General features: G+C 68.1%; 18 protein-coding genes. 7 read left to right on the forward strand and 11 right to left on the reverse strand.

Annotated elements, in window-relative coordinates:
- Positions 1–57: 57 nt before the first annotated feature.
- Both ACW173_RS16530 and ACW173_RS16535 read right to left on the reverse strand, forming a co-directional pair.
- The gene (locus ACW173_RS16530; RefSeq protein ID WP_492081095.1) at positions 58–1,098 is read right to left on the reverse strand and encodes a substrate-binding domain-containing protein; all 1,041 of its coding nucleotides are present in this window, start codon (positions 1,096–1,098) and stop codon (positions 58–60) included.
- A gap of 205 nt (positions 1,099–1,303) precedes the next feature.
- On the reverse strand, positions 1,304–1,432 hold the full coding sequence (locus ACW173_RS16535) for a hypothetical protein (protein WP_492081096.1): 129 nt from the start codon (positions 1,430–1,432) through the stop codon (positions 1,304–1,306).
- 195 nt (positions 1,433–1,627) lie between these two features.
- Between ACW173_RS16535 and ACW173_RS16540 the strand changes: the two genes are divergently transcribed.
- From ACW173_RS16540 to treF, 4 genes are read left to right on the forward strand one after another with little or no spacing between them, the layout of a single operon-like run.
- Positions 1,628–2,170, forward strand: a complete 543-nt coding sequence (locus tag ACW173_RS16540) for an RNA polymerase sigma factor (RefSeq protein WP_492081098.1) — start codon at positions 1,628–1,630, stop codon at positions 2,168–2,170.
- A complete protein-coding gene (locus tag ACW173_RS16545; RefSeq protein ID WP_492081099.1) occupies positions 2,167–3,261 on the forward strand; it encodes a FecR family protein in 1,095 nt (364 codons plus the stop codon). Before ACW173_RS16540 ends, ACW173_RS16545 begins: the two co-directional genes overlap by 4 nt.
- A gap of 58 nt (positions 3,262–3,319) precedes the next feature.
- Complete coding sequence (locus ACW173_RS16550; protein ID WP_492081100.1) at positions 3,320–5,887, forward strand: TonB-dependent receptor; 2,568 nt, start codon at positions 3,320–3,322, stop codon at positions 5,885–5,887.
- Positions 5,888–5,941: 54 nt separating this feature from the next.
- Positions 5,942–7,516: an alpha,alpha-trehalase TreF gene (gene treF, locus ACW173_RS16555; RefSeq protein ID WP_492086004.1), complete on the forward strand. Its 1,575-nt coding sequence runs from the start codon at positions 5,942–5,944 to the stop codon at positions 7,514–7,516.
- Between the two features lie 58 nt (positions 7,517–7,574).
- Here treF and ACW173_RS16560 read toward each other — a convergent pair whose 3' ends face one another.
- Positions 7,575–9,905, reverse strand: a complete 2,331-nt coding sequence (locus tag ACW173_RS16560; protein ID WP_492081102.1) for a TonB-dependent receptor — start codon at positions 9,903–9,905, stop codon at positions 7,575–7,577.
- Between the two features lie 190 nt (positions 9,906–10,095).
- On the opposite strand from ACW173_RS16560, the gene ACW173_RS16565 reads away from it, so the two are divergent.
- From ACW173_RS16565 to ACW173_RS16575, 3 genes are read left to right on the forward strand one after another with little or no spacing between them, the layout of a single operon-like run.
- Positions 10,096–11,580: an esterase-like activity of phytase family protein gene (locus ACW173_RS16565; protein ID WP_492081103.1), complete on the forward strand. Its 1,485-nt coding sequence runs from the start codon at positions 10,096–10,098 to the stop codon at positions 11,578–11,580.
- Positions 11,581–11,603: 23 nt separating this feature from the next.
- The gene (gene cobO / locus ACW173_RS16570) at positions 11,604–12,239 is read left to right on the forward strand and encodes a cob(I)yrinic acid a,c-diamide adenosyltransferase (protein ID WP_492081104.1); all 636 of its coding nucleotides are present in this window, start codon (positions 11,604–11,606) and stop codon (positions 12,237–12,239) included.
- A complete protein-coding gene (locus tag ACW173_RS16575) occupies positions 12,236–12,640 on the forward strand; it encodes a DUF1636 domain-containing protein (RefSeq protein WP_492081106.1) in 405 nt (134 codons plus the stop codon). The genes cobO and ACW173_RS16575 overlap by 4 nt, the downstream gene beginning before the upstream one ends.
- A gap of 41 nt (positions 12,641–12,681) precedes the next feature.
- Here ACW173_RS16575 and ACW173_RS16580 read toward each other — a convergent pair whose 3' ends face one another.
- The 8 genes from ACW173_RS16580 to ACW173_RS16615 all read right to left on the reverse strand — a co-directional run bounded on the left by ACW173_RS16580 (position 12,682) and on the right by ACW173_RS16615 (position 20,627).
- The gene (locus ACW173_RS16580) at positions 12,682–12,912 is read right to left on the reverse strand and encodes a DUF5808 domain-containing protein (protein ID WP_492081107.1); all 231 of its coding nucleotides are present in this window, start codon (positions 12,910–12,912) and stop codon (positions 12,682–12,684) included.
- Positions 12,913–12,939: 27 nt separating this feature from the next.
- Positions 12,940–13,128 (reverse strand): hypothetical protein, encoded by a 189-nt coding sequence (locus tag ACW173_RS16585; protein ID WP_492081108.1) that lies wholly within the window; start codon positions 13,126–13,128, stop codon positions 12,940–12,942.
- A 24-nt stretch (positions 13,129–13,152) separates the two neighbouring features.
- The gene (locus ACW173_RS16590; protein WP_492081110.1) at positions 13,153–15,378 is read right to left on the reverse strand and encodes a transglycosylase domain-containing protein; all 2,226 of its coding nucleotides are present in this window, start codon (positions 15,376–15,378) and stop codon (positions 13,153–13,155) included.
- Between the two features lie 252 nt (positions 15,379–15,630).
- A complete protein-coding gene (locus tag ACW173_RS16595; RefSeq protein WP_492081111.1) occupies positions 15,631–16,041 on the reverse strand; it encodes a Ros/MucR family transcriptional regulator in 411 nt (136 codons plus the stop codon).
- A gap of 63 nt (positions 16,042–16,104) precedes the next feature.
- Positions 16,105–17,661: a SulP family inorganic anion transporter gene (locus ACW173_RS16600; protein WP_492081113.1), complete on the reverse strand. Its 1,557-nt coding sequence runs from the start codon at positions 17,659–17,661 to the stop codon at positions 16,105–16,107.
- Positions 17,658–18,353, reverse strand: a complete 696-nt coding sequence (locus ACW173_RS16605; RefSeq protein WP_125157796.1) for a carbonic anhydrase — start codon at positions 18,351–18,353, stop codon at positions 17,658–17,660. Before ACW173_RS16605 ends, ACW173_RS16600 begins: the two co-directional genes overlap by 4 nt.
- Positions 18,354–18,520: 167 nt before the next feature.
- Positions 18,521–19,843 (reverse strand): ATP-binding protein, encoded by a 1,323-nt coding sequence (locus ACW173_RS16610; RefSeq protein WP_492081114.1) that lies wholly within the window; start codon positions 19,841–19,843, stop codon positions 18,521–18,523.
- A gap of 13 nt (positions 19,844–19,856) precedes the next feature.
- Entirely contained in the window at positions 19,857–20,627 is a 771-nt protein-coding gene (locus tag ACW173_RS16615) for a response regulator (RefSeq protein ID WP_492081116.1), read from the reverse strand.
- Between the last annotated feature and the right edge of the window lie 156 nt (positions 20,628–20,783).

Here is a 20,783-nt window from a genome sequence, read left to right on the forward strand (position 1 = left end):
CGGCTTGCCGAACGAGCCCCGGGGACCGCCTTCTCCAAGTCGAAGCTCGTGGAGAGCTTATTCCTTCGGCATCGGCATGGCCGGCAGGGCCCCCGCCTTGCCCTTCATGGCCTGGTGCTGCGCCGGGGGCAGCGGGATCAGGCCGCGGCCTTGCAGGTAGCCGCCGCGGCCAGTAGCCGCGTCCGACACGAACTCGGTGACGAACTCCTTCAGGCCCGGCGTCACGCCGACCTGCGACTTCTTCACATAGACGTACAGCGAGCGCGACAGCGGGTACTGGCCGCTGGCGATGGCCGCCGGGGTCGGCTTCACGCCGTTCACCGACGCGCCCTTGATGCGCGAGGCGTTCTCTTCCAGGAACGAGAAGCCGAACACGCCCAGGGCGTTCGGGGTCTTCTCGATGGTGCCGACGATGGCGTTGTCGTTCTCACCCGCGTCGACCCAGCCGCCATCGGTGCGCATCGGCGAGACGGTGGCCTTGAACTTCTTCTCGTCGTCCTTCTTCAGCTTGGCCAGCGTCGGAAGCTTGGCGGCCCCGCCTTCCATGGCCAGTTCGATGAAGGCGTCACGGGTGCCCGAGGTGGGCGGCGGGCCGTAGGCCAGGATGCGGGCCTTGGGCAGGCCGGGGCCGATCTCGTTCCAGTTCTTATAGGGCTGCTTCACCAGCTGGCCGCCGCGCAGGGTCTGGTCGGCTAGGCCCAGGTACAGTTGCTCGACCTTGAAGTTGAAGTCCGGGCCCTTCTTGTCGACCGCGACGACGATGCCGTCGAAGCCGATCTTGATCTCGACGATGTCCTTCACGCCGGCCTTCTGGCAGGCCTGGAACTCGGACTTCTTCATCGGACGCGACGCATTGGCGATGTCGGGGAACTTCTCGCCCGTCCCGCCGCAGAACATCTTGATGCCGCCGCCGGTGCCCAGGCTCTCGACCTTGGGCGACTTCTTGCCCGTCTTCTTGGAGAAGTTTTCGGCGACGCGGGTGGAGAAGGGGAACACGGTCGACGAACCGGCCGCCCAGACATAGTCGCGCGCCGCGTGAGCTTGGTCGGCGACGGCGAGCAGGGCGAGAGTGGCGACCGCGCCAAGGAACTTGTTCATGTCGTCAAATCCTGTGTGATCCGGGGACGCGGGGAACGTGCCGGAGCAATGCAGCGGCTTTTGTCACGGTTTCGCGACAGTTTTACGACGTGCTGTTCTTGCCCTTGAGCGTCGCGATAATAGGACGCTTGACCAGGATCGCCAGCGTGGCGCCGAAGTCAGTCGGCGAGGGCGATCAGCCGCCTGGCGAGGCGCGGATCGAGCATCAGGTGGTCGATCCGCGGCCCTGCGTCGCGGTCGAAGCGGCGGCGCGCTTCTTGGAACAGCCAGCGGCCGCCACGGCCAGGGCGGAAACGGCGCCCACCAGGGCGAAGGTCAGCGTGCATCGGGTCATTGGGCCTCTTCCCGCTCTCCCCGAGGCCCCTGCAACGATGCGCCGACGGTGTCGGTTCCGGTCGGGTTTCCATCATGGATTCAGCGAGTTGATCGCGGATCTCGCGGAACGAAACGGCGGCTTTGGCGCTTGGCGGCGCCGCGACGGCCGAAAAACTTCACTGGTCCTAGTGTGCGCGGCGAGGCGATGTGCGTCATGACTGTGGAGAGCAGTCATGAGGTTGGAACCGTGGGGCAAGCCACGCCACACGATCTTCGCGGGTTGGATCGGCGCTACAGGCCAGCGCTGATGGCCTTCTTCATGCGCCGCGCGGCCAGCCACAGCGACGCCGAGGACATGACCCAGGAACTGTTCGCCAAGCTGGCGCGGGTGGAAGACCCGGCCATGCAGAACGCCGACGCCTACATCTTCCAGATGGCCGCCAACCTGCTGCGTGACCGTCATCGGCGCGAGCGGGTGCGGGCGGGCTATCGCGCCGCCATGGCGGCCGGCGATCCGGTCGACCTGGAGCCGATCGATCCGGCTCGCATCCTGCAAGGCCGGGAAGACCTGGGCGAAGTCTCGCGGGCTTTGCGCGAGCTGCCCGAGCGGACGCGGGCGATCTTCCTGCTGTACCGGCTGGAAGGCATGAAGCAGGCCGAGCTCGCCACGCTCTACGGCATGACCACCAGCGGCGTGCAGAAACATATCCTCAAGGCCATGGGCCACCTGACGCGACGCCTGAGGGCCAACCCATGAGCGGCCCCCGTATGGACGACGACAAGCTGGATCTCGCCGCGGACGCCGCCGCCGAATGGTGCGTGCGCCTGTCGGAGGGGGACCTCTCGCCCGCCGAGCAGACGGCCCTGGACGCCTGGTTCGCCGCCGATCCGAGCCACCGCGAGCTGCTGGACGACGCCGTCGCCGCCTGGCGGGCGGTGGACGAGCAGGCCGCGCTGCCAGGCATGATCGCCCTGCGAGGCGAGGCCCTGAACGACCTGCGCCGCGCGCAGCGCCGCCAGTGGAGCCGCAAGCCCGGTCCGCGCGTGGCTGTCTGGAGCGCCGCCGCCGCCGTGGTCGTCGCCGTCGCGCTGGGCGGAGCCCTGGCCTGGCGGGCCAGCCTGCCGGACGTCTATCGCACCACCGAGGGCGAGCGGCGCATCGTCGAGCTGGCCGACGGGTCGCGCGCCTCGCTGGACGCCGACACCGTGCTGAAGGTCCGCTACGACGGTGACCGCCGCCGGCTGTGGCTGGAGCAGGGCCGCGCCAAGTTCGCGGTGGCCAAGGATCCGTTGCGGCCGTTCTCGGTGGCGGCGGGCGGCAAGCTGGTGGTCGCCACCGGCACGACGTTCAGCGTCGAGCGGATCGCCGACCAGATGCGGGTCGTGCTGTACGAAGGCCATGTCGCGGTGCTGGACGGAGAGGGCGCCAAGGGCCGTCCGCCGCCGCTGCTGCGGGTCAACGGCGCGCCGACCGAGAAGTCGCTGACGCCCGACCACGAGCTGGTCGCCCAGGTCAATTCCGAGGCCGCCTCCGTCTCGCCCACCGATCCCGCCCGGGCCGGCGCCTGGGAAACCGGTCAGCTGGTCTTCCAGGACGAACCCATGAGCCTGGCCGTCGAGCGGGTGAACCGCTACGCCCGCGAGAAGCTGCGGATCGGCGACCCCACCGTGGCCAATCTGCGGATCAGCGGCGTGTTCACTTCGGGCGACACCCGCGCCTTTGTCGACGGCGTCACCGCCGTGTTGCCCGTCCGCGCGGTGAGCGGGCAGGGCGGCGAGACCGTGTTGCGCGCCTTCCAGCGCCAGCCAAAAAACTTCACCGAAGGCGGTGAGTCCTCGGTGGAGTGAGGCGTCTCACTTACCGAAAGCGCCGATATACAAAACAAGCGGCGCGAGGGAGGGACGTATGAGCAAGTCTTTCGACCAACGCTGGCTGCTGGGCGCTTCGGCGGCCGTGCTGATGGCCCTGGCCGCGCCGGGCGCGGTCTCGGCGCAGGCGCGTGCAGAGCAGACCTATGACATTCCAGCCCAGGACCTGGCCGGCGCCCTGCGCGCCTTCGGCCGGGCTTCGGGCAAGCAACTGGCCTTCGACGAGAGCCTGACCCGCGGCAAGCGCGCGCCCAAACTGAAGGGCGCCTACACCGCCGACGATGGCCTCAACCGCCTGCTGGCTGGCTCCGACCTGGTGGTCCAGCCCACCGCCAGCGGGGTCTATGCTATCCGCGAGCGGTCGCTGCTGGTCAGCGCCAGCGCCGCTGGCCAGTCGGCCGCGCCCGCCACCGCCGTAGAACAAAGCCGCCCGGAAGAGCCCGCCGAAGTCGAGGAAGTGATCGTCGTCGGCACGCCCGGCGGCGCTGGCATCGATAAGCTGTCGGCCAGTTTCGCGGTCACCACCGTCAACGCCCAGGACATCCTGAAGGCCTCGCCCAAGAGCAGCGCCGAGCTGCTGTCGCTGGTGCCCGGCGTCTGGGTCGAGACCTCGGGCGGCGTGGCCGGCGCCAACGTCTTCGTGCGTGGCTTCCCCGCCACCGGCGACGCCGAGTTCCTGACCATCCAGCTGCAGGGCTCGCCGATCTATCCGCCCTCGACCCTGTCGTTCCTCGAGAACTCGTCGATCTTCCGCGTCGACGAGACGATCTCGCGGATGGAGGCCCTGCGCGGCGGTCCCAACCCGATCTTCTCGAACGGCCAGCCGGGCCTGACGACCAACTTCATGCTCAAGGAGGGCGGCCCGGAGACCAAGGGCCTCGTGAAGGCCACCACCTCCGACTACGGCCTGCGCCGCGTCGACGGGGTGATGAGCGGCAAGCTGGGCGACGACCTCTACTTCATGGCCGGCGGCTACGTGACCCGCTCGCCGGGCATCCGCGACACCCAGTTCGACAGCGAGAAGGGCCAGCAGTTCACGGTCAACCTGACTAAGCGGCTGGAGCGCGGCAAGGTCAACTTCTACGCCCGCTTCACCGACGACCATGGCGCCTGGTACCTGCCGTTCGCGATCAACGTGCCCGGCGTCGACAAGGGTGAGTACACCCAGCTGGGTGAGCTCTCGCGCCAGCAGACCCTGCAGGTCCATGCCGACGGCCGCACCCGCGACTTCGACATGGCCCATGGCCGCGGCTGGAAGGGCTATGTGGCCGGCGGCAGCTTCGAGCACGAATTCGGCGACGGCTGGACCATCCGCGACCGCTTCAGCTTCACCAAGGGCGACGCCGACACCTACGGCCTGGTGCCCGATGGCGGGGCGGTGACGGCGACCTCGGTCGCCAGCGTCATCGGCGGTCCGGTGCGCACGCGTGGCGGCGCGACCCTGGGCGCGGGCGACTACGTTCAGGCCTGGGGCGCGTGGATCGTCGAGAAGGACATCGAGGCCTTCGTCAACGACTTCAGCATCGCCAAGACCATCGGCGACCACGCGATCTCGGCCGGCTACTACGCCGCCAGCTTCTCGTCGGACGACTTCTGGACCATCGGCAACTTCAAGCCGATGCAGGTGAAGGCCAATGGCGACTACCTGGCCGCCAATGTCAGCTGCGCCAACCTGGCCAGCGCGGGCAGTGGCACGGGTTGCTGGGCCTATGGCCTGACCTCGAACGGCGACGGCAAGGTCAACGCCTTCTATCTGGCCGACAGCTGGAAGATCTCCGAGGCCCTGCGCCTGGACGTCGGCGCTCGCCACGAGACCTTCGACACCGACTATGTCGTGGATGACGGCAATGGCTATCCCGACGGCCTGGCCATCCGCACCGTCGACTACAGCAAGAGCAAGCTGTCCTATACGGCGGGCCTGAACTACGACCTCTCCGAGACCTCGGGCGTCTTCGCGCGGTACTCCAAGGGCTACAAGTTCCCTAGCTTCGACAACTTCCGCGAAAACCTGACCGACACCCTCAGCGTCAAGCAATACGAGCTGGGCTACAAGCTGCGCTCGGGGCCGTTCGAGCTCTACGCGACCGGCTTCGCCAACAGCTTCGACGGGGCCAAGTTCGCCGATGTCGGCGGGGTGCTGGAAACCAACGCCAACAAGGCGCGCGGCATCGAACTGGACGGCCGCTGGCGGTCGGACTTCGGCCTGTCGCTGGCGCTGAACGGCACCTTGCAGAAGACCGAGATCAAGACGTCCTCGATCCCTGGCAACAAGGGCAACAGCGCCCAGCGCCAGCCCAACTGGCAGATCCGCTTCACGCCCAGCTACGACGTTCGCATCGGCGAGGTGGCGACCACGCTGTATGGCACGGTCAGCGCCGTCGACGACCGCTGGGGCGACAACGCCAACACCCAGAAGCTCAACGGCTACACCAAGGTCGATCTGGGCGCGATCTTCAACGTCGGCGACTTCAGCGTTCAGGTCGCCGCCGACAATCTCACCGACAGCCATGGCCTGACCGAGGGCGATCCGCGTTCCACCAGCGGCGCCAACGCCCGTCCGATCCTCGGCCGGTCGGTGCGGCTGTCGGTGGGTTATAACTTCTAGGTCCGCCCCATCCCCGTTTCCCCGGCTCTCGCCGGGGAGGCGGTTGAATTGAGTTTGAGGTTCTGTATGCGCCTGATCGCCGCGACGCTCGCCGCCTTGACCCTGGCCTCGTCCGCGGAGGCCCAGGAGGCGGCGAAGGTTCCCACGCCGGCGGATACCTATCAGGAGCTGTTCCACCAGGTGCAGACCCGGCGGCTGTTCGCGGACGGCAAGACCTTCGTCGACGCTGTCCCCAAGCGCGCGCCCGCCAAGATCCTGGCCGACTACCGCGCCCACGCCCGGTTCAGCGACGCGGAGCTGAAGCGCTTCGTGCAAGCCAATTTCATCGTCCCCGAGGCCGGCGCCGCGCCCAAGCCAACGGCCGAGCGGCCGGCGCTGAAGGACCACATCGCCGCCTTGTGGCCGCACCTGACCAAGCCGCCGGTGAAGCCCGTGGCCGGCGGCTCGGCCTTGGCCATGGCCAAGCCCTTCGTCGTGCCTGGCGGGCGCTTCCGCGAGATCTATTACTGGGACAGCTATTTCACGATGCTGGGCCTGAAGGCCGACGGTCGCGACGATCTCGTGGACAACATGATCGACGATTTCGGCGGCCTGATCGACGCCTATGGCCACATCCCAAACGGCGCGCGGACCTATTATCTGAGCCGCTCGCAGCCGCCGTTCTTCTTCGCCATGGTCGGGCTGTCGCCCGCCGCGCGCGATCCCGCCGCCTACAAGGCGCGCGTGGCGCTGATGCGCCGCGAGCACGCCTTCTGGATGGAGGGCGAGAAGGATCTGAAACCCGGCCAGGCCCACCGCCGTGTCGTGGCCCTGGCCGATGGGACGGTGCTGAACCGCTATTGGGACGACCGCGCCACGCCGCGCGACGAGTCCTACCGCGAGGACCTGGAGACGGCGCTGAAGAGTTCGCGCCCCGCCGCCGACGTGTTCCGGAACTTAAGGGCCGGGGCCGAGAGCGGCTGGGACTTCTCCTCGCGTTGGATGGCCGACGGCCAGAGCCTGTCGACGATCCAGACGACGGCCATCGTTCCGGTCGACCTCAACAGCCTGATGTACGGCCTGGAGACGGCGATCACCCGGGGCTGCGAGATCCTGGCCGACTGGCGCTGCGTCGAGGACTTCGACAAGCGCGCCAAGGCCCGCAAGGTCGCGATCGATACGTGGCTGTGGGCCCCGGAGAAGGGCGCCTATCTCGACTACCAGTGGAAGACCGGCCAACGTCTGGACCACCTGAGCGCGGCGACCTTTTACCCGCTGTTCGTGGGCGCCGCCGACGAGCGCAAGGCCCATGTCGTGGCCCAGAAGGCCTGGGACGAACTGCTGGCTCCTGGCGGCCTGCGCACGACCACCGTCCGCACCGGCCAGCAGTGGGACACGCCCAACGGCTGGGCGCCCTTGCAGTGGGTCGCCGTCTCGGGCCTGCGCCGCTACGGCGAGGACGCCCTGGCCGCCGAGATCGCCAAGCGCTGGCTGGCCACGGTCGAGCGCGAGTACCAGGCCAGCGGCAAGATGCTGGAAAAATACGACGTCGAGGAGGCCAAGGCCGGCGGGGGCGGGGAGTATCCCACCCAGGACGGCTTCGGCTGGACCAACGGCGTGACGCGGGTGCTGATGGAGCCCGCGAAGTAAAAGGCTCTCCCCCGTTTGCCAGGGGAGAGCCTCTTTCAGGTCGGCGCTGTAGGGGCGCTTAGAACTCGAAGCCGATCGTGCCGAATACCTGGCGCGGAGCCGACGAGTGGAACACCAGGATGCCGCCGGCGGCGTCGTCCGGGGCGAACACGCTGCTGTCGAAGTTGGCCGCGTGGCGCTCGCCCATCAGGTTAGTGACGTTCAGCGACGCCTTGGCGCCCTTCATGAAGCCGACCGGGTTGAAGCGGTAGCTGATGCCAAGGTCGAAGGTCGTGTAGCCGCCGAAGCCCTGGTCGTTGGTGTAGGTGTAGTAGCGACGGCCCGTGTACTTGCCTTGCAGCGAGGCCGAGAAGCCGCCCTGCCTCAGGGTCAGCACGCTGGCCAGCATTTCCTTCGGAGTATCGACCTGCTGCTTGCCCTTGGTCTGCTTGATCACGCAGGTGGTCGTGCACCAGTTCAGGTCTTCGTCATAGGTCGACTTGCTGTACGAGACCGAGTTGTACCAGTTCAGCCACGACATAGGACGCCACAGCACGCCGAGCTCGGCGCCCTTGCTGGTGACACCGCCAGCATTGTGGAAGGAGTTGCCGCAGCCGGGGTTCTGCTGCTGGTTGGTCGGGCAGGGGTTGTACTGCAGCAGGCGGTTCTGGAACTTCACGTCATAGGCCGCCACCGAGACCTGCAGCGGGCCGCTGACGTAACGATAGCCGGCGTCGAAGCTCTTCGAGGTCTCGGGCTTCAGGTACTTGCCCTGGGCGTTCCAGACAGCCTGCGAGACCGATTGCGGCCCCAGCTTAAAGCCGCCCTGGAACATGGCCATGTTCTCGGCGTAGCTGGCGAAGACCTCGTGGCCCTCGGCGATGCGATAGCGCACGCCGGCTTCCGGCAGGAAGTCGTCCTTGGCGTACAGCGTGCCGCTGGCGAACTGGCTGGAGGCCGTCACCGGCGCCTTGGCGATGCCGCGCTGGGCCTCGGCGGCCGACTTGGCATGGGTGCTCTTGAAGCCGAAGTCGATGCTCAGGGCGTCGTTCAACAGGGTGACCGTGTCCTGGACGTAGAACTGCTGGGTCGTCCATTTGGTCTGCTGAACCCACTGGGCGGTGTCCGGCTGGCCCTTCAGGAACTGCGCCAGGCTGAATGGGCCGGTGACGTTGGTCCAGATGTAGCGCGCGGCGCTGCTGGTGTTGTCTTCCAGCCAGAGACCGGCCTGGATGTGGTGGACGCCGACCGTCCAGCCCACGTTCGCCACCACGCCCGTGCGGTCGATGGTGTAGCGCGTGTCGCGGATCTGGACCGGCAGGTCGTCGGCGGTCGAGGTCGTGCCCTGGTTCGACAGGCCGGTGATGAAGTTGTTGCCCGCGCCCTTGTCGGTGTGGCTGTAGACCTGCAGGCGGGCCGTGACGTTCTCGACAACCTTGAAGTCGCCGGCCAGGTAGTAGAGTTCGTCGTTACGCAGGATCTGGCCATTGGTGAAGGTCACGTCGGCTAGCTTTTCCGGCGCGGTCGAGGTCACGCACTTGGACGCCAGCGAGGCGACCGAGCAGGCCGCGCGGGCCACGTAGTCGTTCCAGTTGGGCGCGTAGCCGGCCCAATCCCAGCCCAGGCGCGTGACCATGTCCTTGGACAAATAGGTGTCGTCGGCCTGGTTGGTGCGCGAGATGTCGGCGAAGGCCGTGATGACGTTGTCGCCGAAGCGGTACTGGGCCTTGCCGTTGAACTGCTTGCCGGTCGACTTGTTGTAGGCGCCCTGGTTCACGAACAGGTCCTGCTGGGCGTAGTGGCCAGACAGATAGGCCGAGAAGCCGGCGTGCTCGCCGGTGTCGAAACGGACGAAGGCGCGGGCGGTGTCCTCGCTGCCCAGGGTGCCGTTGACCGACAGGCCCATGTCCTTCTTCGGATCGCTGGACGTATAGATCAGCGCGCCGCCCAGGTTGCTGGTCGAGGGGATCGACAGGCCCGCGATGCCGGTCGCCAGGTCGGCGCGGCCCAGGTTCTCGGAGATCAGGGCGCGGCTGATGGTCAGGCCGTTGTAGTTGTTGTAGGCGCCGTCGCCCAGCGGCATGCCGTCCAGCGAGTAGCCCAGGTGGGTGGTGTTGAAGCCGCGAACCTGCAGCGACAGCGACTGCTCGTTGACGCCCAGGGCGTCGATCGACTGGGCGTTCACGCCGGGCAGGAAGTTCAGAGCCTTCTGGATGCTCGTGCCGGGCGGCAGGGTTTCCAGGCTGGCCGGGACCAGGGTGGTGACCGAACGGGTCTGGCCGCTGCCGACGATGACGACCGCGTCCAGTTCGGTGTTGTCGGCCGGGGCCGGGGCGTCAGCCGCCTGAGCCTGGGTCGCGACCATGAGGCAGGCGGCGATAGCCGCCACGCTGGCGGTTCTGAGCAGCATTCGGATATCCCCTGATATCGGCCGCCGCGCGGGATTCCCGTCTATGGCGCCGCTTTTGTTGATGCGCCGCGTCTATTCCACACGTCGATGACGGTTCCGCCGCGCTAACGTGACACCCGTCGTCACAAAAGCTATGCAGTCGCCTCCTAAGAGCGCCCGAAGTTCTGAAGTCGTCCCCAGGGAGCTCACGATGTCGCGCCGCCGTCTCGCCGGAACCATTGTGGGTATCGCCGCTCTGGCCTTCGCGGTGGGCGCGTCGGCCCAGTCGCAGACCTATGTCACGCGGCACTGGGACAAGACCCCTGGCGACGTGACCGTTCAGTTCGGCGGCAAGACCTATGTGAACCATGGCCTGGTCGCCGTGGGCTGGCTGCCGGCCGCGACGCGCGACTTCGCCGGCGAGACGCTGGGCTCGTTCTCCAGCATGGCGCTGTCCAACTGGAAGAAGGCCGCCGATGGTTCGTACACGGGCACGCTGCGCACCCTGCCGGATCGTGGTCCCAACAATGTCGGCCCGTTCAAAAGCACGACCGACTACGCCAACCGCGTCCACGAACACACGATCAAGCTGGTCCCCGGCAAGGGCCTGACCATCACTCCGACCGGCGGCTTCTCGCTGAAGGACCAGACAGGCCAGCCATTCACCGGCATGGATCCGGGCTCGAACGTCGTCGAGCGCGGCGGCGTGCGTTATCCGTCGCCGGCCAGCGGGGAAGGGGCGGGCAAGCTCAGCCTGGACAGCGAGGCGATCGCCTATCTGCCGGACGGCGGGTTCTACGTCTCGGACGAGTACGCGGCGGGCGTCTATCTGTTCGACAAGACCGGCAAGCTGACGGGCGCGATCCAGACCGTTCCGGCCTTGCTGCCGATCAAGAAGGGGCGCCTGAACTTCGGGGCCGAGAAGGCGCCGGACCAGGGGCGTCGCAACAACCAGGGTATGGAAGCCCTGGCCATCAGCCCGGACGGCTCGCGGCTGATCGCCGTGCTGCAGAGCGCGGCCATGCAGGACCAGTCGTCCAGCGCCGCCACCCGCGACAACACCCGCGTCCTGGTCTACGACATCGCCAAGACCAAGCTGCCCAAGGCCCCGATCGGCCACTACGCGCTGCAGCTGCCGACCGTTCGCGAGACCGGCGACGGCCAGCCCGCCGACATCACCGCCGCCCAGTCCGAGGCCGTGGCGCTGAGCAATGACCGCCTGCTGGTCCTGGCCCGTGACGGCAATGGCCGCGGTAAGGGCACGGCCAATGCGCCGGTCTACAAGAGCATCCTGCTGGTCGACCTGGCCGGCGCGACCAACCTGGTCGGTACGCCCTACGAGCAGGACGCCCAGCCGATCGCCAAGGACGGCGTCCTGAACCCCGACATCAAGCCGGCGGCCCAGGCCGAGCTGGTCAACATCCTCAATCCCGTCCAACTGGCCAGGTTCGGCGTCAACCTGTCGGTCGCGCCGTCGACTCCGACCAGCCTGCCCGAGAAGATCGAGGCCATGGCCATCGGCTCGACCTTCGACAAGTCCGGCGACGTCTTCCTGCTGGTCGGCTCGGACAACGACTTCGCCACCGGCAAGGGTCACGTCAACGGCCAGGATTTCGACGCGTCGCTGAAGGGCGAGACAGGGACCGGCGACAACGACAACCTGGTGCTGGTCTATCGTCTGAGCTTGCCGAAATAGGTTCGGGAGCCTAGGCGAGGCGTATGATCGAGACCCCCGAAGACGCCGCCCAAGAGGCTGAGAAGAACGCGCGCCATAACGCCAAGATGAAGGTCATCCAGGCGGCGCGCGCCAAGATGATGGCCGAGCGCCAGCTCGAGAAGGGCCTGCTGATCGTCCACACCGGCGCGGGCAAGGGCAAGACGACGGCGGCGCTGGGCATGGCCTGCCGGATGATCGGCCACGGTCGCCGGGTCAGCGTCATCCAGTTCATCAAGGGCGCGATGGCGACCGGCGAGAAGGTCGTGTTCGACGCCTTTCCCGACCAGGTCGAGTTCCGCCCCATGGGCGAGGGCTTCACCTGGGACACCCAGGACCGCGCCCGCGACATCGCCGTGGCCCGCGAGGCCTGGGAGGTCGTCAAGGCCCGCATCCTCGATCCCGACGACTGGGACATGGTCGTCGCCGACGAGCTGAACATCATCCTGCGCTACGACTACCTGCCGCTGGCCGAGGTGCTGGAGGTCGTCGCCGCGCGTCCCGAGGGCAAGCACGTGGTGATCACTGGCCGCAACGCCCCCGAGGCCTTGCTCGAGGCCGCCGACCTGGTCACCGAGATGACCCAGGTCAAGCACCCGTTCCGTAGTGGCGTGAAAGCCCAGGCGGGGATCGAGTTTTGACCCTGCTGCGCGACGCCGACGACGGTCCGGCGGTGGTGGTCTGCAACACCTGCCGCCTCTCGGCCGAAGAGCGCGAGACGCCGGACGGCGTGCGCGGCGGGGCGCTGCTGGCGGCGGCCCTGCGCGAGGTGGCGACGGGCAGCGGCGTGGCGATCCAGGAAATGCCGTGCCTGTTCAACTGCACCCAGCACTGCTCGATCCACCTGCGCGCGCCGGGCAAGATCGGCTACGTCCTGGGCCGCTTCGAGCCGACGCCTGAGGCCGCGCGGGCGATCGTGGAGTACGCGGTGGCCTATGCGGCCAGCGACGAGGGCGTGGTGCCGTACCGCCAGTGGCCCGAGGGCGTGAAAGGCCACTTCATCGTGCGCGTGCCCCCGGCGGGGAAGCTGGTGGGGGAGTAGGGAGCCATTTTCGACCCAAGTCGGACCTCGGCGATGATCGCCTAAGCGAGCACCTTCGCCAGGATCGCCCCGAAGATTATGGCGCCGAGCAGCAGGAGGACCAAAGGTCCGTGGGGGTGTGACACATTGATTGTCCAACCCATCATGGGAATACGCTTCGGCACGAAAAGCCGTTGGTCGTCAGGACCATGGTACAATCCGAAACCGTCGTACCAGCCGTTCATCGGCAACATCTCCACAGCGTCCGGAGCCTGCCAGAGCCAGCGGCGCATTTCCACCCTTAGCAGCCGCGGATCCCTTCACCGCGACCGCCTCGGCCGTCGCGCCGCCCAGACCAGGACCGCCGTCGACAGCAGGATGGCGCTGACCATGGCGCCGTAGGCCAGCATGCCGGCGGGCGTGACACGCACCTCGGCGCGGGCGGTGAACGGGCCGGCCTTGGCCTCGGCGAGGGCCGACTGCGCTTCACGATCCAGATCGTAGGACATGTCGGTCTTCCTCGAGGCTGATATCTAAATCTGCGGCTCCGGCGGTGGAGGGGCCTGGGGCACGCCGCTGTTGGGCGCCGGGGCGAGAGGCTCGGTCGGAACGATGGGCGTCAGCGGGGCCAGCGGCAGGCCGTCGGGGCCGATCTCGCCTTCCAGCGGCAGGCCCAGGTCGTCCAGCGGATCCTCCTCGACCGGCGCGGCGACCTGACGACCTAGGGCGGCCAGCATGAAGGCCTTCCAGATCTTGGCGGGCTCGCCGCCCCCGACCACGCCGTTCATCGAGCTGTTGTCGTCATTGCCGACCCAGACCCCGACCACCAGGTCGTCGACGTACCCGACGAACAGAGCGTCATGATAGTCCTGAGTGGTGCCGGTCTTGCCGAAGGCGCCGGGAATGGCCGCCTCCAGGCCCGTGCCGCGATGGGTGGCCGAGCGCAGCAGGTCGCGCATGTAGGCCAGCACCTTGGGGTCATAGGCGGTGGTCTTGGGTTTGCTGAACGCCTCCAGCCCGTGGGCCACGACCGGATACTCGCCGGCCGCGATCGAGGCGTAGGCGGCCGTCAGGCGCGTCAGGCTCATCGAGCCGGTGCCCAGCGCCATGGTCAGATCGTCGGGGATCTTCTCGGTGACGCCCAGCTGGCGGGCGACCTTGATCACCTTGGCCGGGCCCAGGTCATGGGCCAGGCGAACGGCGGCCACGTTCGACGACGCGGCGAAGGCGCTGATCAGCGGGATCTCGCGGTCGCGATACTTGCCCTCGTGATTGCGGGGCGTGTAGCCGCTGACCTGCACCGGCGTGTCCAGGATCGGGCTGGTCGAGGTCATGCCCGATTGCAGGGCGGCGAGGTAAACGAACAGCTTGAACGACGAGCCCGACTGGCGTTCGCCGTCGGCGCGGTTGAACTGGCTGGTCTTGTAGTCACGGCCGCCGACCATGGCGACGACGCGGCCGTCCTTGCGCATGGCCACCAGGGCGCCCTGGGTGATGTTCAGGACCTTGCCGTCGCGGGCGATGTAGTCGTTGAGGATCCGCTCGGCCTTCTCCTGCATCTCGGGATCCAGGGTGGTCTTGACGATGGTCTCGCCGTAGCGGGCGCCGATGGCGGCGCGGGCCTGGGGCAGGGTCCAGTCGGCGAAGTACGAGCCCGTCGGCAGCTTGTCCGGATTCTCGACCGGCGAGACGTCGCCGACCGCATCCGCCTGGGCTTGGGTGATGGTCTTGGTCTCGACCATGGCGCCCAGCACGATACGCATGCGCTCGCGGGCGCCTTCGATGTTGTTGGTCGGGGCCAGGCGTGACGGAGCCTTGACCAGGCCGGCCAGCATGGCGGCCTCGCCGATCGACAGCTGCTCGGGCTGCTTGCCGAAATAGTGCCGGGCCGCGGCGCGCAGGCCAAAGGCGCCGTCGCCGAAATAGACCGACGACAGATAGCGCGACAGGATCTCTTTCTTGGTCAGGCGCGCTTCCAGATACACCGCGATCATCGCCTCCTGGGCCTTGCGACGCAGGTTGCGGTCGCTGCTTAGGAAGGCGTTCTTGGCCAGCTGCTGGGTGATGGTCGAGCCGCCTTCCGAGACGCCGCCGGCCTGGGCGTTGCGGCCCACGGCGCGGGCGATGGCTTTCGGGTCCACCCCCATGTGGCTGTAGAAGCGGCGATCCTCGATCGAGATGAAGGCGCCGGGCACGTAGTCCGGCAGCTTGGCCACGTCGATCGGAGCTTCCTTGTACGAGCCCCGGCGGGCGATCGGCGAGCCGTCCTCGGCGACCAGCACGATGGCGGAGTTGTTCAGCGGCTCCAGGGCGCGGCTCAGCGGCAACGACCAGAACAGCGACGCGAAGAGCACGATCACCAGGACCACGGCGGCGGCCGCGCCGATCAGCCAGGCGGGGCGCTTCCAGATCGGCGGCTTCCTGGGCGTCACCGGCTCGGCCGGGGAGAGGGCGGCTTCCGGGACGGCCTCGACGGCTTCGGGGAGCTCGGTTTCAGCGGGCTCGGGCGGCGCTTCCTCGGGAAGGACCTCGGGCTCGGCGACTGGGTCTTCCACCGCTTCGGGGACGGCTTCCGGAGCGGGCGCGGCCTGCTCGACGACGGCGGGCTTGCGCGTGCGGCGGGGCTTGGGCGCGGCGGGTTCGGCCGGGGTCTCAGGCAACGCGGCGGCCTCGGTCATCGCGACCTTGGCGCGGGACTTTCTGGGCTTGCGCGCGGCGGGCTCGGGGGCGGTGTCGTTCGGATCGGTGGGATCGGACATCAGAACTCGGCGCTCGTTTCGGGCGCAGGCCCTCAATCGTGGTCGGGCTCAATACCACAGGGCAGGGGCAAGCCAAGCGCGCTGAAAGGGAAGTTTTTTCTGACTTGCGACCTTGAAACCGGTTTCATCGGGCATAAGTCACACGCTGTGAAGCCGCTGGCTTCTGCCCTTCCTGGGCGTTTCCTCCCTAACTTCTTTAGCCCGGACGGTTCTCGCCCGGGCTTTTCTTTTGCCTACTCCGCGCTTTGAGCGTTACTCCGCCGCGACGGCGATGCCGCCGAAGCGCTGGGCGCGGGCGGCGCTGGAGCGCAGGTCGGAGAAGCTCTGGGCCACCAGCGGATAGTCGGCCGGCAGGCCCCACTTGGCGCGATACTGGTCATCGCTGAGGCCCAGCTGGTTCAGGTGGCGGCGCAGCGAGCGATACCGACGGCCGTTCTCGAAACTGACGATGGCGTCCGGGGTGACGCTGGCGGCGATCTCTTCGGGCGTCGGCGTGGAGACAAAGGCCGACGCGGCGGACGGACCGGCGAACACCGCCTCGAGGGCGGCGTAGGTGCGCGCGGCCAGGGCCGGCAGGTCGTCGGGCGGGACCGTATTGTTGCCGAGATAGGCGCACAGAACCTGGGTGGCGATGTCGGCGGCGCGTTCCTGGGCTTTGTTCATCTTTTCGTTCTCACGAAGAAAACCCGGGAGCGCGGTGGCGCTCCCGGGCAGGTGCGAGTGGGATCAGTGGGCGAGGGCGGCGCGCAGGCGGTCGCCGAAGGCGCAAGAGCTGGGGAGTTCGACATTGACCCCGGCCCGGGCCTTGCCTTTCAGCCAGTCGCTGAGGGCCTCGGCGACGGTGTGGTCCAGGCTGGTCAGGCCGCGGGTGTTCAACCGCACCCGACCCTTGTTCGGCGCCCCGTCCAGGACCTTGGCGATCTTGGGCAGCTGGATGAACGTTGCCGCGCCTTCCAGCCGGATCTCGCTCTCGTCGTCGCTCAGGCGGTGCTGGGCGATGCTCAGGCGCATCTTCTTGAGGCTGGGGATCAGCTCCAGCAGCGTCAGGGCCATGCCGACCAGCACGCCGGTCAGGAGGTCCGTGGCCACCACCATCACGAAGGTCGCCGCCCAGATCAGGGCCGGCAGCAGGCCGTAGCGGGCGAACAGGTGACGGACGTGGTCCAGGCTGACCAGCTTCCAGCCGGTGACGACCAGCACGCCGGCCAGGGCGGCGCTGGGCACCATCCGCAGCAGCCAGGGCAGCAGGGCGACGAAGGCCAGGATCCAGACGCCGTGCATGATCGCCGACATGCGGCTCATGGCGCCGGCCTGGACGTTGGCCGAGCTGCGCACGATCACGCCGGTCATCGGCAGGGCGCCGACCAGGCCGCACAGCAGGTTGCCGACGCCCTGGGCGCTGAGCTCCTTGTTGTACTTGGTGCGCTCGCCGTCATGCATGCGGTCCACGGCGGCGGCCGACAGCAGGGTCTCCGCCGAAGCGATGAACGCCACCGCGATGGCGGTCACCAGCAGCATCGGATCGGCCATCCGGGCGAAGTCGGCGACCCCAGGAACGGCGATCGCGGCGGCGATCGATTCCGGCACCACGATCTTCTGGACGTCCAGCGCCAAGACCGTGGCCAGAACGGTGCCGGCGATGACGCCCAGCAGGGCGCCTGGAACCAGCTTCAGCGCCTTGGGACGGAACTTCTCCCAAGCGATGATCGAGCCGATCGTCACCAGGCCGACGGCCAGGGCGGCCTCGACCTGGGTCAGGCTGGTGAACGACACGCCGCCCAGAGCGGCCGGGATGGCCGCCAGGTTTTCCAGGCCGTGGGCCTTGGGTTTGTCGCCGAACAGCACGTGGAACTGGCCCGCCACGATCAGCACGCCGATGCCGGCCAGCATGCCGTGCACCACGGCCGGCGAGATGGCGCGGAACCATTGGCCGAGCTTCGCCGCGCCGGCGATCAGCTGGATCAGGCCCGCGACCACCAGGATCGGACCCAGCATGGACAGGCCATGCTTGGCGACGATCTCGAAGACGATGACGGCCAGGCCGGCGGCGGGACCGCTGACCTGCAGAGGCGAGCCGGCCAGGGCGCCGACGATGACGCCGCCGATGATGCCGGTGATCAGGCCGCGCTCGGCCGGGACCCCGGAGGCGACGGCGATGCCCATGCACAGGGGCATGGCCACGAGAAAGACGACGATCGAGGCGATGAAGTCACGCGACAGGATCGTCGCGAAGCCGGGCTTCACGCTCGCGCCATTGGGGGAGGAAACGGCGGGAGCGGTCATTCGGCGGCGATGCCCAGGTGATCGGCGGCGACCATGCGGCGCGACGGGCGCTGGGCGACGGGCAGGGGCGCGCCTTCGTAGACTTGCTCGAACTGGCCGGTGTCGCCGTTATAGGCCTGGATCTGGCCGGTCTCGATCTCGAAGAACCAACCGTGCAGGGTCAGCTTGCCCTGGGCGATGGCCGAGGCCACCGAGGGGTGGGTGCGCAGGTGGTTCAGCTGGACGACGACGTTTTCCAGCGACAGGGCGCGGGTCGTGCCGTGCTCGTCGAGGCCGTGATAGGCGTTGCAGACGACGCTGTGGGCGGCGTGGGCGTGGCGCAGCCAGGCGGCCACGTTGGGCATCTTCTCCAGCGCCGCCGGGTTCGAGAACGCCTTCATGGCGCCGCAGTCGGAGTGGCCGCAGACGACGATGTCACGGACGCCCAGGGCCATGACGGCGTATTCCACCGCCGACGAGACGCCGCCGTTGGCTTGGCTGAAAGGCGGTACGATGTTGCCGGCGTTGCGGCAGACGAACAGGTCGCCAGGGGCGGCCTGGGTGATCAGTTCCGGCACGACGCGGGAGTCCGCGCACGAGATCATCAGGGCCGACGGGCTCTGGCCGTGGCTGGCGAGGCGTTCGTAGAGCGCGCTCTGAGCGGGGAAGACCTGACCGCGAAACAGCGCGGCCCGTTCGAGAAACTGTTCCAAGGCAACCTCCGTACGAATAGTCGCCGCGACGCTGGAAAGGGGGGAAGGGCGTCGCGGCGAGCGTCATGACGGACAGCGTCCGACGCAGTACGAAGGTGGTTTCCGGGTTTTGCTGCGTTGCAGCGGCTTTGTGACAAAGGATGTCGGCGAAGCGGCGCTTTGGCCGCCTAGAGCGCCGGCAATCTCAGCTCGACACGCAGGCCGCCTTGGGGACGGTTCTTCAGCACCAGCGAGCCGCCTTCGCGCCGCAGGATCTGCTGGACGATGGTCAGGCCCAGACCCAGGCCCGCCGTGTTGCGGGCGCGAGCGCTGTCCAGGCGGTGGAAAGGCTGCAACACCTCGGCGAGTTCGTTCTCGGGGATCCCCGGGCCGTTGTCCTCGACGGCCAGCACCGCGGTGCGGCCTTCGCGGGAGAGGATCACGACCGCGTCGCCGCCATAGTGCAGGGCGTTCTCGACAATGTTGCTGATCGCCCGTTTCAGCGACACGGGCCGGGCGTGGACCGACAGATGATCGAAGCCGGCATAGGTCGCCTGGCGCTCGGAGTCGGCGGCGTCGTCGACCACGGTCATGGCGATGGCGGCCAGATCCGTGCGGCGCTGCGGCTCGGGGTCCTCCTGGCCGCCTAGATAGGCTAGCAGCGAGTCGAGCATGGCCGTCATCTCGTCGACATCGGCCTCCAGCGCCTCGCGGGCCTCGGCGTCTTTCACGAAACCGGCGCGCAGGCGCAGGCGCGACAGCGGCGTGCGCAGGTCATGGCCGACGGCGGCGAGGGCCTCGGTGCGGGTCGTCAGGAGGCCGGCGATGCGGTCCTGCATGGCGTTGAAGGCCTCGGCGACCAGCTTCAGGTCACGGGCGCCGCTCTCGGAAATGCGGACGTGGGCGCCTTGCCCGACCTTGTCGGCGGCCTCGGCCAGGGCGCGCAAGGGGCGGCTGAGATTGTGCAGCACCAGGGCCGCGGCGGCGATGACCCCCAGGCCCAGGATGAAGGCCGAACCGACGCTGCTCAGCAGCACGGCCCAGGGCGCGGCGCGGATCTTGGTCTTCAGGGTCAGCCAGGATCCGTCGCGCAGCTTCAGGGAGGTCTTCAGATAGGTGTCGCGCGGCAGGGCGTGGTCGGTGTCGGCGTTAAGGCGCAGGTCACGACCGCTCAGGCTGGGCTCGGCCTCGCGCAGGTGCTCTTTGAGCTGGTTCTCGGCCGGCCGGTTGCGGTCGACCAGATGGGGCAGGGGCGACCACGACAGCTCGGTGGCCCGACTGGAGATCATCGTCGCCTGGGCCATGCGCTCGGCCACCGGGGCGGCGTCCAGGATCTGTTCGGCGGCGACCAGTTGTTCGGCGGCGCGACGGATCTGGTTGTCACGATTGGGGTAGAGGCGGCTGTTCTCGAACAGGATCGAGCTGCCGATGAATTCCAGGGCCACGGCCAGCATCAGGACCAGGGTGACCTGGCCGACCAGGCGCTGCGGCCACAGCCGCAGCAGCTTCATCGCCGCTCCCGGTTCATCGCCGCTCTACTGGGGCGGTGAAGATGTAACCGACGCCGCGTACGGTGCGCAGAAGGGACTCGGCCTGACCCGTGACCGCCAGCTTGCGGCGCAAGCGACTGACCAGCACGTCGATGCTGCGGTCGGAAGCGTCCGAGAAGCGGGCGCGTGACATCTCCAGCAGACGCTCGCGGCCGATCACCCGCTGGGGCGAGCTGACAAAGGCTAGCAGGAGGTCGAACTCGGCGCCCGACAGGTCGACGAAGGCGCCATCGGGTGAAAGCAGCTCGCGGCGGCCTGGATCCAGGCTCCAGCCGGCGAAGGTCATCTGCTGGTGGCCGCGCGGCTGACTGGACTGAGCGCCAGCCTGCGTGCGCCGCAGGATGGCGCGAATGCGGGCGATCAGCTCCTTCTTGCTGAAGGGCTTGCCGATATAGTCGTCGGCGCCGAGCTCCAGGCCGATCAGGCGATCGGTCTCGTCGTCGCGGGCGCTGAGCATGACGATCGGCACGTCGCTCTCGCGCCGGATGCTGCGACAGATGTCGAAGCCGTTGCTGCCCGGCAGCATGACGTCCAGCAGGATCAAGTCGACCTTGTTGGTCTCCAGAACCCGCGCCATCTCCGCGCCATGGCCGGCGCTGAGCGGCTGAAAGCCTTCCTCGCGCAGCAGCCGCATCAGCAGGGTGCGCAGGGCCGGATCATCCTCGACGATCAGCACGGAGGGCGCGAGCGGCGCAGTGGCCATCTCACGCGGCAGGGCGATCGTTGCGTGACCTGAATAATCCATACGCCTGGGCTACTTAAGCGCGGCCGGGCCGCGAACAAGGGTTGAAGCGACAGTTTTCCCACGGCTTCGACCGAAATCGGGGAAGAGTCGCCCTCGCACGCGGCTTGCAGGTTAGGGGTTGCGTGCGAGGGCGGACCGCCCTGGGGCTCAGATCCC

Source organism: Caulobacter sp. ALps2 (genome assembly GCF_058681635.1).